We start from the raw sequence: 15,571 nt of genomic DNA on the forward strand, positions 1-15,571 counted from the left end.
CGCCGGGCTGGTCACCCGCGCCGTGCACCGCTGGCGCTTCGAGTCCCTCGGTCCGGCGGGCGGCTGCCCCGGGCGGCGCCGGGTCCCCGGTGCGGTCCGCCGCGCGGGACGCACCGGGAAGCTGCCGGCGCAGTGCGCGCTGCGGGTGGACGCAGTGCAGATGGCGCGCCGGCGCAGCGCACAGGGCGCGCCGGCCACGTGTGCACTGCGGGCCGGAGCGGCGGCGGACCGCCCGGATCCGGGCCGGAACCCGACACCCTGCCGAGCCGTGCGGCCCGGGTCGTACACAGTGGCCATGGAGATCGGGGGTGACGTCCGCCTACGCTCACCGCATGAGCCCCGATGCCCCTCGCGCCCCGTACACCGACCCCGCAGCGGGCGCGGCCGTGAAGGCCGCCGACCGCGCGCACGTCTTCCACTCCTGGTCAGCCCAGGGACTGATCGACCCGCTCGCCGTCGCCGGCGCCGAGGGGGCGTACTTCTGGGATTACGACGGCAACCGCTATCTGGACTTCACCAGCGGCCTCGTCTTCACCAACATCGGCTACCAGCACCCCGTCGTGGTCGCCGCGATCCAGGAGCAGGCGGGCAGGCTGACCACGTTCGCCCCCGCGTTCGCCGTCGAGGCGCGTTCCGAGGCGGCCCGCCTCATCGCCGAACGCACCCCGGGCGACCTCGACAAGATCTTCTTCACCAACGGCGGCGCCGAGGCAGTCGAGAACGCGGTCCGGATGGCCCGGCTGCACACCGGACGCCCCAAGGTGTTCTCCGCCTACCGCTCGTACCACGGGGCCACGGCCACCGCGATCAACCTCACCGGCGACCCGCGCCGCTGGGCGTCCGACACCGGTTCGGCGGGCGTCGTGCGCTTCTGGGCGCCGTTCCTCTACCGCTCGCCGTTCCACGCGGCGACCGAGGCCGAGGAGTGCGCCCGTGCGCTCCAGCACCTGGAGGACACGCTGGCCTTCGAGGGCCCGGCGACCGTCGCCGCCGTCGTCCTGGAGTCGATCCCCGGCACGGCCGGCATCATGACGCCGCCGCCCGGCTACCTCGCGGGGGTCCGGGAGATCTGCGACCGGTACGGCATCGTCTTCGTGCTGGACGAGGTGATGGCCGGTTTCGGGCGCACCGGGAAGTGGTTCGCCGCCGACCACGACGGGGTCGTGCCGGACCTCATGACGTTCGCGAAGGGCGTCAACTCCGGTTACGTACCGCTCGGCGGCGTCGCGATCAACGCCGAGATCGCCGCCACCTTCGAGACCCGCCCCTACCCCGGCGGACTCACCTACTCCGGCCACCCGCTGGCCTGCGCCGCGGCCGTCGCGACGATCCGCGTGATGGAGGACGAGAAGATCGTCGAGGGCGCCGCGCACCTCGGCGAGCACGTCCTCGGCCCCGGACTGCGCGAGCTCGCCGCGCGCCACCCGTCCGTCGGCGAGGTGCGCGGACTCGGCGCGTTCTGGGCGCTGGAGCTGGTCCGGGACGGGGAGACCCGGGAGCCCCTGGTCCCGTACAACGCGACGGGCGAGGCCAACGCCCCGATGGCCGCCTTCGGCGCCGCCTGCAAGCGGAACGGCCTCTGGCCCTTCATCAACATGAACCGCACCCACGTCGTCCCGGCCTGCAACATCACCGAGGCCGAGGCGAAGGAGGGCCTCGCGGCCCTGGACACGGCCCTCTCGGTCGCCGACGAGTACACCGTGTAGCCGCCCTCGGACACGACGCCCTCCCCCGTGCCCGGAACCGGGCACCCGCCCTGGCTTAAGGTGACCCAAGCCGAGAACGGGAGGGGGCGTCATGGGTGCGGGCGGAGGCGTGACCCGCAGTACGCTGCGCCAGCAGATCGCCGACGCACTGCGTGACGAGGTGCTCGCGGGGCGTATGCGGCCCCGGGTGGAGTTCACCGTCAAGCAGATCGCCGAGCAGTACGGGGTGTCCGCGACCCCCGTGCGCGAGGCGCTCTTCGACCTCTCCGCGCAGGGGCTGCTCGAATCCGACCAGCACCGCGGTTTCCGGGTCCGCGCCTTCACCGTCGCCGACTACCGCTCGATGGTCGAGGCCCGCGCCCTGGTCATAGACGGGGTGTTCCGCGGGATCTTCGACGGGACCGGCTCGGCGCCCGCGGTGCTGGCCGTCCACCTGCCCGCCCTGGTGTCCGTGCGCCGCCGGGCCGAGGAGGCCACCCGGGCCGCGCGCTGCGGCGACCTCGACATCCTCATCGGCTACGACCTGCGGTTCTGGCGGGAGCTCGGCGCCGTCATCGGCAACACCTACATCAACGACTTCCTCCAGCGGCTCCGGATGCAGGCCTGGGTCTTCGCCGTCCCGTACCTCCGGGGGGACGCCGACGTGCGCGACCGGCTGTGGAACGGCCACCAGGACCTCGTCGAGGCGATCACGGCCGCGGACGGACCCGCCGTGCGCGCGGTGCTGGACGCCCACTACGCGCACGGCATGGACTGGGCGGACCGGCTGGCCGTCGGCGACCCCCCGCCCCCGGGGCGCGGCTGACCGCCCGGAGGCCCGAGGACGCCCCGCACCCTGTGCGCGGGGTCCCGGCCGCATTACGCTGTCCCGACCATCGCACGAACCCGTTGGAGAGCGAGACTTCGTGGCCTGTGACCTGTGGCTGGTCCCCCTCGTCGATGTGCTGTGCCACAGCCCCGACAACCCGTTCGCCGAAGAGATCGCCGTCTACGACAAGGCGTTGACCGAGGCGGGGCTCCCGCCGGTGCCCGTCTACGCCTACATGCCCGGACTCACCGGGGACGTCGCCCCGGTCGCGGGCTTCGACTACGACGCCCTGCACTTCCTGCGCCGTGCCTACCTGCTCCAGCTGAGCGGTCTCGCGGTCACCCCCGTCGACGCACTGGGCGGGGACTACGAGCAGTTGCTGGAGATGTTCGAGCAGAGCGCGCAGGACTCGCACCTGGTCTGGCACTACGACCACGCCGGGGCGTACGTGCCGGTGGACTTCCCCCGCCCGCTGTCGGACGACCAGCTGCTGGAGGGCGGCGGCCCGCTGGGCTCCTCCCACGGCCTGCTGCGCGAGCTGGAGTTCGTCGCCCCGTCCCTCGGGATCGACCCGGCCAACCCGCCGGCCGCCCCCGCGCCGCCGGCCGGTCCGACCACGCTGGAGGAACCGGCCTCCTCGGTCCCGCACGACGAGAGCCCCTTCGCCCGGGAGCGGCACGTCTGGCTGGGCCTGCACGCGGCGGCCACCCGCAGCCTCGCGCAGGGCTCGATGATCGTCTTCAGCTGAGATCCGCCGCAGGACCGTCCCGGCCCTCCCGGGCGGGACGGTCACGGCGGCGGCCCGTGCCCCGGCCCGGGGGCGGCTCGCGGCCCCGGGGGCTGGTTCCGGCGGTCCGGTTCGGTCCACGGCCCGGGACCGGTCCCGGCCGTCCGGTCAGGTCCGGGGCCGAGGACCGGTTCCGGCGGTCCGGCTCCGTCCCCGGCTCCGTCCCGGCTCCGGCTCCGTCCTGGGCCCGAGTCCGGGTCCGGATCCGGACTCAGCGCGGTGACTCCGGCGGACGCTGGCGCGGCATGTTCGGGCGGGCCACCGAGGGCATGGTGAGCCGTCCCGGCGCGGCCCCGGGCTCCGGGCGGCCGCCCGGCCCGCCCGACACCAGCGACTGCATGCCCATGGGGGCGGGCCCGGCCCGGAACTCCACCATCCAGTCCGCTGTCTCCATCCGGACGAGCTCGGTGATGTCCTCCGAGAAACGGCGGAGCACCCCCAGACAGCGCTCGGCGGCCTCGCTGGCGGTGCCCTCCGTCGGCCCCAGCACCTCGCGGACGCACTCCGAGGACCAGTCGAACTGCAGCACCTGGAGGCGCCGCTGCACGGCCTGGGCCGTCGCGAGGTTCCTTATCCAGCCCGAGGTCAGTCCGAAGTACCGGTCGCAGGCCATGCAGGCGGCGCCCAGCAGGAGCGACAGATAGCCCCAGCCGGCCGACCCGTGCAGCTCCCCGGTCAGGTCGAGGAGGGGGAGGGCCGCACCGGCGACCACCCCCGCCGCGGTGCCGAGCCGGAGCAGCCGTGCCGTGCGCCGCTTGCGGATCCGGTCGCGCAGATACCAGTCGGCGGTCTCGATGGCGCCGCTCTCGACCCAGCGGTAGAGCTCGTCGAGCCGTTCGGCCGGTTCGCCCCAGTCGCCGAGAGGGAAGGCGCGGCCGGTCAGGTCCCGGGGGCTCGGCACCTCGCGCGAACCGGACTGGTCAGTTCCGGTGCCCGCACCGGATCCCGCGCCTGACTCCTTGCGGGGCTGCCCCTCGGGCTGCATCTCCGGCTGACTCACCGGGGCACTCCTCTGCACTCTGCGTTCGGCGCGTATCGACGCGGATCGGCACGGTCTCGGTCATGACGGGGACGGCGTCGGCATATGACCGGGGCCCCCGTCGTGTAACTCTGCGTTACCTTGAGCATGCGTATGGGTACGGATACGCATGCTCTTCCTACCGCCGAATGGTGGGCCCCGGGGTCGAAATCGCGGGATTCCCGGGTGGGTACGGCCTCTGGTCAGGTATAGGAGCGCGGCAGGCGCTTTACGGGACTCACTCGAAAGAGTTGGTCGCCTGCGGGTGGAGCACGGCGTCCGGTGAACACGTAGGCTCGGCGTACCGAAACAATCCGTCGTCGAAGTGCCAGGAGTGACCGTGATTCCCGGTGGTGGCCAGCCCAACATGCAGCAGCTGCTCCAGCAGGCCCAGAAGATGCAGCAGGATCTCGCCGAGGCCCAGGAGGAGCTGGCCAGGACCGAGGTCGAGGGACAGGCGGGCGGCGGGCTGGTGAAGGCCACCGTCACCGGTTCCGGCGAGCTCCGCGCCCTGGTGATCGACCCGGGTGCGGTGGACCCGGAGGACACCGAGACGCTGGCCGACCTCGTGGTCGCCGCGGTCCAGGCGGCCAACGAGAACGCCCAGCAGCTCCAGCAGCAGAAGCTGGGCCCGCTGGCCCAGGGCCTGGGCGGCGGAGGCATGCCGGGTCTCCCGTTCTGACCCCTGTAGCTACCCGGGCGTACCGGCTACGGTACGAGCAGGAAAAAGGAAAGGCGTTCCGTTGTACGAAGGCGTGGTCCAGGAGCTGATCGACGAGCTGGGCAGGCTGCCCGGCGTCGGTCCCAAGAGCGCGCAGCGGATCGCCTTCCACATCCTGCAGGCCGAGCCCACCGACGTCCGCCGGCTGGCCCACGCCCTGCTGGAGGTCAAGGACAAGGTCCGCTTCTGCGAGGTCTGCGGCAACGTCGCCCAGCAGGAGCAGTGCGGGATCTGCCGCGACGCGCGCCGCGACCGCTCGGTCATCTGCGTGGTCGAGGAGCCCAAGGACGTCGTCGCGATCGAGCGGACCCGTGAGTTCCGCGGCCGCTACCACGTCCTGGGCGGCGCGATCAGCCCCATCGAGGGCGTCGGCCCCGACGACCTGCGCATCAGGGAGCTGCTGGCCCGGCTCGCGGACGGTTCCATCACGGAGCTGATCCTGGCGACGGACCCCAACCTGGAGGGCGAGGCCACCGCCACGTACCTCGCCCGGATGGTCAAGCCGATGGGCCTGAAGGTCACGCGGCTGGCGAGCGGCCTGCCGGTGGGCGGCGACCTGGAGTACGCGGACGAGGTCACCCTCGGCCGCGCCTTCGAGGGAAGGCGGCTGCTCGATGTGTGACCCGGCGGCTCACCGCGGCTTTACGCGTGGTGGCGTTATGTTCTTCCCACCGTCCGCGACCGTGCCCACGGGAGGTCCCCTCGATGTCTGACGCCACCTTGAACTCCGTCACGCAGGACCCGGACGACTTCGCCGTCCAGATCGCGGACCAGATCAAGACGTTCATCGTCGCGGTGACCGAGGTGTCCAAGGCCGACGAGCCCGAGAAGGCCGTTCCGGTCCTGCTGCTCCAGGTCTCCCAGCTGCTGCTGGCCGGCGGACGGCTCGGCGCCTACGAGGACATCCTCCCCGACGAGCGCTACGAGCCGGACCTGGGCGCCGAACCGGACGCCGACGGGCTGCGCGAGCGCTTCGCGGAGCTCCTGGAGCCCATCGACGTCTACTCCGAGGTCTTCGACCCCTACGAGCCCCGCAAGGCGCCCGTGCCGCACCGCATCTCCGACGACCTGGCCGACCTGGTCACCGACCTCGGCCACGGCCTCGCGCACTACGACGCGGACCGCACGGCGGAGGCCATGTGGTGGTGGCAGTTCTCGTACTTCTCCAACTGGGGCTCCACCGCGTCCGCGGCCCTGCGCGCGCTCCAGTCGCTGATCGCCCACATCCGGCTGAACCAGCCGCTCCAGGAGCTCGACGGCCTGGACACGGACCAGGACCCGGGCGACGGTGACCTGGCCGAGGAGGCGGGGCGTGTGATGGCCGAGGAGATCGCCGGGCCGCTGGGCCTGCGCCCGGTCCTGTAAAGGCCCGCCCGGGGCCTGCTTTCGGCTCTGCGGGGGCCCGGGGGCCCGTTCCTGCCCTGCGGGGCCCGCTCCCGGCCTGCGGGGACCCGGGGGCCGGTTCCCTGCCCTGCGGGGGTCCTGTGCGGACGCCCATGGAAGCTGTGGGCTCCGCCTCTGCCGCCTCCCGGGACCCGGGTGCCCCACCTCTGCGGCCGCCTCCTCCCGGACTCCGTGTGCCGCCCGTCCGTCCCGCGGTGCCTCCCGCGTTTCTGCCGGCGGGCGCGTTCCGGGGCGTGTGCCGGGGCGCGCCCGCCCGGTTCCGTGCCCCGCCCGAGGTTCCGCGCGCCGGCGTGCGGGGGCGGCCGTGCCCGTCCCACGAACGGGGTGGCCGTGAGCTCCCCCGTCCCACGAACGGGTGGGTGCGGGTGCCGCCCGTCCCACGAACGGCCGCCCGGCTCCGGGCTCGTCCGACCTGCGCTTTCCGGGGGTCCCGGTGGCGCCGGGGGAGGCCGGGGGCCGCCGGTGACCGGCGTCCCGTCCGGCGTCCGGGACCGCCCGTGCCCGTTGTGTCCTGAGCCACAAAAGGCGTGCGGCGAGAGGGAAGAGGGCAGCAGCCCCGTACGAGCAGTTCGGGACGGCGCTCGTACCGGGTGCTGAGCGGGACATCTCATCATCCGGTATCGACGGGTCGATTCCGGGCTGCTCGTTAAACTGAGCCGACCGCACCATTATTGAGCGAGGAGCGCACGTGGGCCTTGTCGTGCAGAAGTACGGAGGCTCCTCCGTAGCCGATGCCGAAGGCATCAAGCGTGTTGCCAAGCGAGTCGTCGACGCCAAGAAGAACGGCAACCAGGTGGTTGTCGTGGTGTCCGCGATGGGCGACACGACGGACGAGTTGATCGATCTCGCCGAGCAGGTATCCCCGATGCCGGCCGGGCGTGAGTTCGACATGCTGCTGACCGCCGGGGAGCGGATCTCCATGGCCCTCCTGGCGATGGCGATCAAAAACCTGGGCCACGAGGCCCAGTCGTTCACGGGCAGCCAGGCCGGCGTCATCACCGACTCGGTCCACAACAAAGCGCGGATCATCGATGTCACGCCCGGGCGCATCCGGACCTCCATCGACGAGGGCAACATCGCCATCGTCGCCGGGTTCCAGGGGGTGAGCCAGGAGGGCAAGAACATCACCACCCTCGGGCGCGGTGGCTCCGACACGACCGCCGTCGCGCTGGCCGCCGCGCTGGACGCGGAGGTCTGTGAGATCTACACCGACGTGGACGGCGTCTTCACCGCCGACCCCCGGGTCGTGAAGAAGGCCCGGAAGATCGACTGGATCTCCTTCGAGGACATGCTGGAGCTGGCGGCGTCCGGCTCCAAGGTGCTGCTGCACCGCTGCGTCGAGTACGCACGCCGTTACAACATCCCGATCCACGTCCGCTCGTCCTTCTCCGGACTCCGCGGCACCTGGGTCAGCAACGAGCCGCAAGGGGACCAGCAGGTGGAGCACGCCATCATCTCCGGAGTCGCCCACGACGTCTCCGAGGCCAAGGTCACGGTCGTCGGGGTGCCCGACAAGCCGGGCGAGGCCGCCGCGATCTTCCGCGCCATCGCCGATGCCGAGATCAACATGGACATGGTGGTGCAGAACGTCTCCGCCGCGTCGACCGGTCTGACGGACATCACGTTCACGCTGCCCAAGGCCGAGGGCCGCAAGGCCATCGACGCCCTGGAGCGCAACCGCGCCGGCATAGGGTTCGAGTCCCTGCGCTACGACGACCAGATCGCCAAGATCTCCCTCGTCGGCGCGGGCATGAAGACCAACCCCGGGGTCACCGCGGGCTTCTTCGAGGCGCTGTCGGACGTCGGCGTGAACATCGAGCTGATCTCGACGTCCGAGATCCGTATCTCGGTGGTCACCCGTGTCGACGACGTCAACGAGGCCGTGCGCGCCGTGCACACCGCCTTCGGCCTCGACAGCGACTCGGACGAGGCCGTCGTCTACGGAGGCACCGGCCGATGACCGGACGCCGCCCTTCGCTCGCGGTCGTGGGTGCGACCGGGGCGATCGGCGGCGTCATGCTCCAGATCCTCTCGCAGCACGAGGACGTCTGGGGCGAGGTCAGACTGATCGCCTCCCCGCGCGCGGCCGGCACCGGACTGGTCGTGCGCGGCGAGGAGGCCGAGGTCCTCCCGCTCACCGAGGACGTCTTCGACGGGGTGGACGTGGCCCTGTTCCTGGTGCCGGACGAGGTGTCCACCACGTGGGGACCGGTCGCCGCCGCCCGGGGCGCCGTGGTCGTGGACGGCTCGGCCGCCTTCCGGCTCGACGACGACGTCCCCCTGGTCGTCCCCGAGATCAACCCCCATGCCGTGCGGCGCAGGCCGCGCGGCATCGTCGCGTCCCCGCACTCCACGACGCTGTCCCTGATCGTCGCGGTCGGTGCGCTGCACGCGGAGTTCGGGCTGCGGGAGCTGATCGTCTCCTCCTACCAGGCCGTGAGCGGCGAGGGGCGCGACGGTGTCGCCGCGCTCCGCGGGCAGCTCACCGTGGTGGCGGGCACGGAACTGGGCACGCGCCCCGGGGACGTGCGCCGGGCGCTGGGCGACGGCGACACGGGCCCCTTCGCCGCCCCGGTGGCGCTGAACGTGGTGCCGTGGGCCGGGACCGACGCCGGCGACGGCTGGTCCTCCGAGGAGCTGGCGATCCGTGCGGAGTGCCGGAAGATCCTCGGCCTGCCGGCACTGAAGGTGACGGCGACCTGCGTGTACGTGCCCGTGGTCGCGACGCACTCCATGTCCGTGCACGCCCGCTTCGAGAACGAGGTGGCCGTGGCCCGGGCCCACGAGGTCCTGGCGACCGCGCCCGGGGTGGTGCTCTTCGACAGCCCCGCCGCCGGTGACTTCCCCACGCCGGCCGACGTCGTGGGCACCGATCCCACCTGGGTGGGCCGGGTCCGGCAGTCGATGGACGATCCGCACGCGGTCGAGATGTTCGTCTGCGGCGACAACCTCCGCAAGGGCACGGCTCTGAACGTGGCTCAGATCGCCGAGTCGGTCGCCGCGGAATTCTCTCGCACCTGATCGAACCTCTTTTGTAGGATCCGTGTGCACCCTGTGAGTAACTTGGCGGCCTGAACACCTTGAGCTGGGGTGTTGCCGTGCCCGACGATGATCTCCTGGCCTTCCGCAACCGCTGGGCGGATGCGACGCGTCTACGTCGTCACTTCTTGCATGGCTGGATGCGTTTTCGGGGCGTTCGGGGAAGAGCAGGTACGAATGAGGGCATGCCGCACAGCATCGGACGCGGTGCCGTACGCGTACAACCCTGATGGGGGGATGAGTGTCCAACTGGCGTGGCAGAGGTTCTCGACATCACAGTGGTGGGCCCGTTGCGCGGCGCTTCGGTGCGTCCGCTCCGGCGGCCCCGCGCAGCCGGCGGCATGCCGGTGATCGCGCCCATCCCCGCTGCCCGGCCCACCCGGCTGCCCTCGCAGCGTCAGGGCGCTGAGGAAGCGGTGGCGGCAGGAACGACGGTCGACCATCTCACCGAGACGTACCGCGCCCACTACCGCTCGCTGCTGGGCCTCGCGGCGCTCCTGCTGGACGACACCGCGTCCTGCGAGGACGTGGTGCAGGAGGCGTTCATCCGGGTGCACTCGGCGCGGAACCGGGTACGCGACCCGGAGAAGACACTCGCCTACCTCCGCCAGACCGTGGTCAACCTGTCCCGCTCCGCGCTGCGTCGGCGCATCCTCGGACTGAAGCTCCTCTCGAAGCCGATGCCCGACATGGCGAGCGCGGAGGAGGGCGCGTACGACCGGTTGGAGCGGGACGCGTTGATCAAGGCGATGAAAGGGCTGCAGCGCCGCCAGCGCGAAGTCCTGGTGCTGCGCTACTTCTCGGACATGACGGAGGCCCAGGTCGCGGAGACGCTGGGGATATCGCTCGGTTCGGTGAAGGCGTACGGGTCCCGGGGCATCGCCGCGCTGCGCGTCGTGATGGAGGCGCAGGCATGAGCGGCGGGCCCGAGCACAGGCACGACGATGACCGGACTGGAAACGGAATTGTGAACCACGGGCCGCAGAACACCCCGGACACCGATCCCGAGCAGGACGGTGAGCAGCCGCAGGACGCGGTCGACGGCGCGGAAGCCGCCCCAGGGACCCCCGCCCCGCCGGCGGGCCGGGGCGCTCGTGAACCGGACGCCGGCCCACGGCGGGACGGCGACGGCGCGGACGGCCGCGAGCCGGAGAGCAGCGCGGGGGACGGCCGCGCGGGGGGTTCTCCCGAGACGGCCGCCGCTGAGCCGGACGGCAAGGCACCGGACGGCAGTGCACCGGACGTCCCCGGGGCGGGTGTTCCTGGGACAGCTGCCGCTGAGCCGGGCAGCCCTGCGGCGGATGCAGGTGAGCCGGATGTGCGTGACTCCGGTCGCCGCGAGCCGGAGGCCGACGCGGCCGGGCCCGGCGGCGGCACGTTGACGGAGCTCTTCGGCGGCGGGACTGGCCGGGCGAGGGGTGTGTTCGGGGGCGATGCCTCCGGTTCGCCCACGGATTCCCCTTCCCGGGGTTCCGGTCCGTCCGTCCGTCGCGGCGGTTCCGCGGACTCCGGGGACTCCGGAAAGTTCGGGCACTCCGGGGACTCCGCGGATTCAGGAAGCGACGACCTGGACGAGGTCGCGCTGCGTCGCATGCTGCACGGTGCGGTGGAGGGGATCCAGGCCTCGGACGGGACCCTCGACCATCTGTACCGCGCCGTGCCCGCCCGGCGTGCGAGGCGGCGGCAAGGCCTGGTCGGGGCCGCCGCGGCGGCGCTGCTGATCGGGACGGCGATCCCCGCTTTCGTGCATGTGGCGAACTCGGACGGCTCGGTCACCGCCGACCCGGCCATCGCCGGCCATGAGCAGCAGGCCCAGGGCGGCAGCGGCGAGGACGCGGGCGGCGAGGCCGACGGTGGGAAGTCGGCGGGCCCCGCGGACCGTCAGAGCGAGGGTTCCGAGGGCGAGTCCGGCAGTTCCTCCGCTTCGCCTCGGGGCTCCCAGCCCGGTGCCGGGGACAGCGGGACCGCGGGCCTGGACGACACCCCGGGCTCCGACATGGCCGTCAGCGCGGTCTGCGATTCCTCCCAGCTCGGGGTCGCCTCCGCCCAGGCCGGTGCGGCCGGTGCGGACGGCACGGTCTACGGGACCTTCAGGATCACGAACGTGTCCGGACGCTCCTGCTCGGTGACCGGTAACGGCACGGTCGGCTTCCAGGCGTCGGGGGCCGCCGACCCGCTCAGGATCACGGTCGTGCAGCACACCGCGGGCGACCCGGCGGGCGCACTGCCCGACCCCTCGACGGAGCCGGGCACGGTGTTCCTGAAGCCGACGATGACGTACGAGGTGCGTTTCGCGTGGGTGCCTTCCGACACCTGCCCGACCACCGGTGGTTCGCCCACCCCGACCCCCACGGACGGCGTCGGGAGCGGCGGCGGTGGCGGCGAGGGGACCGGGGGCGACACGGGGACCACGGACGTGACGACGCAGTTGGGCGGTGCGGACGAGGGCCCGGCCGACGGCAGTATCGCGATCACGCACACCCCGGAGGCCGGTGCGCCGGCGGCGGAGACCACGATCACCAACGCCTGCGCGGGCACGATCTACCGCACAGGCATGCTGAGCTCCTCCTAGCCCGGAAGCGCCCGCCGCTCGGAGCCCGGCACGGCCCGCAGCGGGGAGGGAGCCGGCACGGCCCGCCGCGAGGAGCCCGGTACGGTCCGCTGCGGGAAGCCTCAGAGCGCGTACCACGTTGCGCGTCACCAGTACGGCGGCCCGGCCGTGGGCATGACGGATACAGGCGGGCAGCGCGTGCAGCGGGGAACTCGGCCGCGCGTGCAACGGGGTACAGCCCGGCGACGGGGACTGCGCGCTCGCCCCGCCCCGCCCTGTAGGCGGCCCCGCGCCGCGCACCCCGCGCCGCGCGCCCCGCGCCCCGCGCACCCGCTCCGCGGCGCGCGCACCTGCTGCGGCCGTTCCGTCAGTCGGCGTCGGCCGCGAGCCCCAGCTCCACGTCGCGGGCGGCCTCGGCCTCACGACGCACGAGGCGGAACCACATGAAGAGCACGAAGCCGCCGAAGACGAACCACTCGCCGGTGTAGCCCAGATTCTGGAACGCCTTCAGGTCGAGCCCGCTGCCCTGCGCGGCCTCCGCCGGCACGGGCTCCAGGCCGGCGCCCGCGCCACCGGTCTCCGGCTCGGGCAGCGTCACCCAGGCGTCGTACACGTCGTACGGGACGAGGTTCACCAGGGACGCCGCGCTGATCATGCCCAGCTGACCCTCGGGGAGTCCGCCGCTGACGTCGACCCCGGTGGTGCCGCTGTTCTCCGAGGCCTGCAGATCGCCGGTCACGGTGACCTCGCCGGCCGGAGCGGCGGGGACCCGGGTGGAGCCCGGGGCACCGGGCAGCCAGCCCCGCACGACGGGCAGCGCCTTGCCGCTGTCCGTGCGCAGCAGATCCAGCACGTAGAAGCCGTTGCGGTCGTCGAGCTTGCGGCCGGGGACCAGGAAGCGGTCGGCGTAGGTCCCCGTCGCCACGGCGGGACGGCCGGAGGTCTCCGTGCTCACGGGGAGCAGGTCGTCGAGCGGCTTCGGGGAACGGGTGCCCGGATCGGGGCGCTCCTCGGCCTTCTGGTGCGACTGCACGCGGTCCTCGAAACGGCCGAGCTGCCAGGTGCCCATGAACACGCAGAACGGGATCGCCAGCACGACGAAGAGGTTGATCCCCCACCAGCGCGGGGTCAGCAGGAACCGGTACACCCCTCCACGGTACGGTTCCCCGCTCCGGCCCCCCGGAGCGGGGTGCACCGTTTATCCGGGCCCTACACGGCCGGCCCCGCTTCCTCGCCCGTTCACCTCCCGGGCTCCGGCCCGCTCACCGCCGGGCCCTACACCGCCGGCCCCGCTTCCTTCCCGGCCGGTGCCCCGCCGAGGTGGCGCAGCACGAAGTCCAGCTCCAGCCGCACCTGCTTGATCCGTTCCTCCACGACGAGCGAGCCGTGGCCGGCGTCGTAGCGGTACACCTCGTGGACCGCTCCACGGGCCGCGAGGCGGTCCACGTAGTTCTCCACCTGACGGATGGGGCAACGCGGGTCGTTGACGCCGGCGGAGATGTACACCGGGGCGCGCACGGCGTCCACATAGGTCAGCGGCGACGAGGCCTCGAAGCGCTCCGGCACCTCCTCCGGCGTGCCGCCCAGCAGGGTGCGGTCCATCGCCTTCAGCGCCTCCATCTCGTCGTGGTAGGCGGTGACGTAGTCGGCGACCGGGACCGCCGCCAGCCCGAGGGCCCAGGCGTCGGGCTGTGTGCCGAGCCCGAGCAGGGTCAGATAGCCGCCCCAGGAACCACCGGCCAGCACCAGCCGCTCCGGATCGGCGAGCCCCGACGCCACCGCCCAGTCCCGGACGGCCGCGATGTCCTCCAGCTCGATCAGCCCGACCCGGTGCTTCAGCGCGTCGGTCCAGGCACGGCCGTATCCCGTCGAGCCGCGGTAGTTGACCCGCACGACGGCGAAGCCGTGGTCCACCCACGCGGCGGGACCCGAGGCGAAGGCGTCGCTGTCGTGCCAGGTGGGACCACCGTGTATCTCGAAGACCGTGGGGAACGGGCCGTCCCCGGTCGCCGGAGTCTGGACCAGGGCATGGACACGGCCACCGGGGCCGTCCACCCAGGCGTCCCGCACCGGAACCGAGGCCGGGGCCCTCGCACCCGGCGGGTCGAGGACGACGGAGCCCGTGGTGGAGCGCACCACGGGCGGCTGAGCGGCCGACGACCAGAGGTACTCCACGGTCCCGTCGGGGCGGGCCGTGGCACCCGACACCGTCCCGGAGGGCGTGTCGACGCGCACCGGACCCGAGGCCCCCGGCTCGTAGCGCCAGAGCTCGCTGCGCGCCTCGAAGCTGTGCTCGATCAGCAGCGCGGATCCGTCCGGATACCACTCCGCTCCCACGTCACCGGGCAGGTCGACCGGCAGGTCCGTCTGCGTCCCGGCCACCGGGTCCCAGATCATCGGCTCCCACCGGCCACGCCGCTGGTGCCCGACCAGCAGCCGGCTGTCGCCCGCCACCGGGGCGAAGCCGAGCACCGACAGACCCAGCTCCTTCGTGCCCCCCTCGGTGTCGTCCAGCTCGGCGACCGTCGAGCCGTCCGGACGCACCACCCGCAGCGCGGAGTGCATCGCGTCGCCGTGTTCGGTGTGTTCCAGGACGATCAGGGTGCCGTCGTGGGAGAGGTCACCGACACCGGCCGACTCGCGGTGCCGGTAGATCTCGACCGGCTCCGCACCGGCACGCACCAGGTGGACCGTCGTGCCCTCCTCGTCGGTCGAGCGGCCGACCACCGCGGTGCCGTCCCGGCCGATCGCGAGGCCCGCCGGATACGAGGGCTCCAGGCCGGGCGCGGCCTCCTCGTCCGCACCGCCGTCGAAGGGCTGCCGCATCCACACACCGAACTCGTCCCCGTCGGTGTCGGCGAACCACCAGACGCTCCGGCCGTCCGGGGTCAGCGTCCCGTCGGTCGTGCCGTTGGGCCGGTCGGTGACCTGCCGCTGCTCCCCGGTCGCCCGGTCCCAGGCGTACAGCTCGTACGTGCCGGTGGCGTTGGAGACGAAGAGGGCGCGGTCGGGGGCGTCCTCGGCCCAGTCGGGCAGGGACACCCGCGCGGCGCGGAAGCGCTGCTCCCACTGCGGCGGCTCCGGCTCCCGCTCCGGTACGGACGCGTCGTTCTGTGTGTCGCTCATGACCCCATCCAACCCGATGCGGCCGTCCCGCCGTGCGGCCTGTGGATAACTGTTCGCTTCCGCCCCCGGGGCTGTGGACGACGTCCCCCGTGGACGCGTCAGGACGCCGGAGAGCCGGAGGCGCGGGGCGAGGGGCGAGGGGCGCGCATCGGGCCGTGCCCGGCCGCGGCGCCGCACCTGGCCTCCGGGGCGAGCGCCCGTCGGGACGCGGCGAGCACGTGGACCGCAGGATGGTGTGCGGCGAAGCCGAGGCAGGCGAGGGCGAGGGCGGCGGCCTGCTCGCGCTCGATGCCCGACGTGCGACGGCACCACCGGCGGGCGGGGCCGCGGGGGGCGCGCCCCGTCCCGGCGGGGGCGGCGGCCACGCGGGCGACCAGGTCGACTATTTTCTCGGCACCTATCACGAAAACC

At 72.9% G+C, this 15,571-nt stretch carries 14 protein-coding genes; 10 read left to right on the forward strand and 4 right to left on the reverse strand.

All coding sequences use genetic code 11. The features are described from left to right. Positions 1 to 332 precede the first annotated feature (332 nt). From ABZ172_RS29550 to ABZ172_RS29560, 3 genes are all read left to right on the forward strand, one after another. A complete protein-coding gene (locus tag ABZ172_RS29550) occupies positions 333 to 1,706 on the forward strand; it encodes an aspartate aminotransferase family protein (protein ID WP_356888343.1) in 1,374 nt (457 codons plus the stop codon). Between the two features lie 91 nt (positions 1,707 to 1,797). After that, complete coding sequence (locus ABZ172_RS29555; protein ID WP_356888345.1) at positions 1,798 to 2,511, forward strand: GntR family transcriptional regulator; 714 nt, start codon at positions 1,798 to 1,800, stop codon at positions 2,509 to 2,511. 100 nt (positions 2,512 to 2,611) lie between these two features. Next, complete coding sequence (locus ABZ172_RS29560; RefSeq protein WP_356888347.1) at positions 2,612 to 3,262, forward strand: hypothetical protein; 651 nt, start codon at positions 2,612 to 2,614, stop codon at positions 3,260 to 3,262. A 250-nt stretch (positions 3,263 to 3,512) separates the two neighbouring features. On the opposite strand, the gene ABZ172_RS29565 is transcribed toward ABZ172_RS29560, so the two are convergent. Then, complete coding sequence (locus ABZ172_RS29565; RefSeq protein WP_356888349.1) at positions 3,513 to 4,301, reverse strand: SLATT domain-containing protein; 789 nt, start codon at positions 4,299 to 4,301, stop codon at positions 3,513 to 3,515. Between the two features lie 358 nt (positions 4,302 to 4,659). Here ABZ172_RS29565 and ABZ172_RS29570 point away from each other — a divergent pair, with 358 nt between their 5' ends. From ABZ172_RS29570 to ABZ172_RS29600, 7 genes are all read left to right on the forward strand, one after another. Then, on the forward strand, positions 4,660 to 5,001 hold the full coding sequence (locus ABZ172_RS29570; protein ID WP_356888365.1) for a YbaB/EbfC family nucleoid-associated protein: 342 nt from the start codon (positions 4,660 to 4,662) through the stop codon (positions 4,999 to 5,001). A gap of 61 nt (positions 5,002 to 5,062) precedes the next feature. Next, on the forward strand, positions 5,063 to 5,662 hold the full coding sequence (recR, locus tag ABZ172_RS29575) for a recombination mediator RecR (RefSeq protein ID WP_356888351.1): 600 nt from the start codon (positions 5,063 to 5,065) through the stop codon (positions 5,660 to 5,662). Between the two features lie 83 nt (positions 5,663 to 5,745). Next, entirely contained in the window at positions 5,746 to 6,405 is a 660-nt protein-coding gene (locus ABZ172_RS29580) for a DUF5063 domain-containing protein (RefSeq protein WP_356888353.1), read from the forward strand. Between the two features lie 727 nt (positions 6,406 to 7,132). Next, positions 7,133 to 8,404: an aspartate kinase gene (locus ABZ172_RS29585; RefSeq protein ID WP_307126276.1), complete on the forward strand. Its 1,272-nt coding sequence runs from the start codon at positions 7,133 to 7,135 to the stop codon at positions 8,402 to 8,404. Next, positions 8,401 to 9,465, forward strand: coding sequence for an aspartate-semialdehyde dehydrogenase (locus tag ABZ172_RS29590; RefSeq protein WP_356888355.1), 1,065 nt, complete (start codon positions 8,401 to 8,403; stop codon positions 9,463 to 9,465). The genes ABZ172_RS29585 and ABZ172_RS29590 overlap by 4 nt, the downstream gene beginning before the upstream one ends. A gap of 359 nt (positions 9,466 to 9,824) precedes the next feature. Beyond that, entirely contained in the window at positions 9,825 to 10,400 is a 576-nt protein-coding gene (locus ABZ172_RS29595) for a SigE family RNA polymerase sigma factor (RefSeq protein ID WP_356888367.1), read from the forward strand. 674 nt (positions 10,401 to 11,074) lie between these two features. Further along, positions 11,075 to 12,055 carry a hypothetical protein gene (locus ABZ172_RS29600; RefSeq protein ID WP_356888357.1) on the forward strand — a complete coding sequence of 327 codons (981 nt, stop codon included), beginning with the start codon at positions 11,075 to 11,077 and terminating at the stop codon, positions 12,053 to 12,055. Between the two features lie 346 nt (positions 12,056 to 12,401). Here the strand turns inward: ABZ172_RS29600 and ABZ172_RS29605 are convergent, their stop codons facing one another. The 3 genes from ABZ172_RS29605 to ABZ172_RS29615 all read right to left on the reverse strand — a co-directional run. Next, positions 12,402 to 13,181, reverse strand: coding sequence for an SURF1 family protein (locus tag ABZ172_RS29605; protein ID WP_356888359.1), 780 nt, complete (start codon positions 13,179 to 13,181; stop codon positions 12,402 to 12,404). Positions 13,182 to 13,309: 128 nt separating this feature from the next. Next, a complete protein-coding gene (locus ABZ172_RS29610) occupies positions 13,310 to 15,160 on the reverse strand; it encodes a prolyl oligopeptidase family serine peptidase (protein ID WP_356888361.1) in 1,851 nt (616 codons plus the stop codon). Between the two features lie 98 nt (positions 15,161 to 15,258). After that, on the reverse strand, positions 15,259 to 15,571 hold a 313-nt coding region (locus ABZ172_RS29615; RefSeq protein ID WP_356888363.1), incomplete at its 5' end, for a hypothetical protein.

The sequence above is a fragment of the Streptomyces sp. NPDC006296 genome, from assembly GCF_040613235.1.
GTDB lineage: Bacteria > Actinomycetota > Actinomycetes > Streptomycetales > Streptomycetaceae > Streptomyces.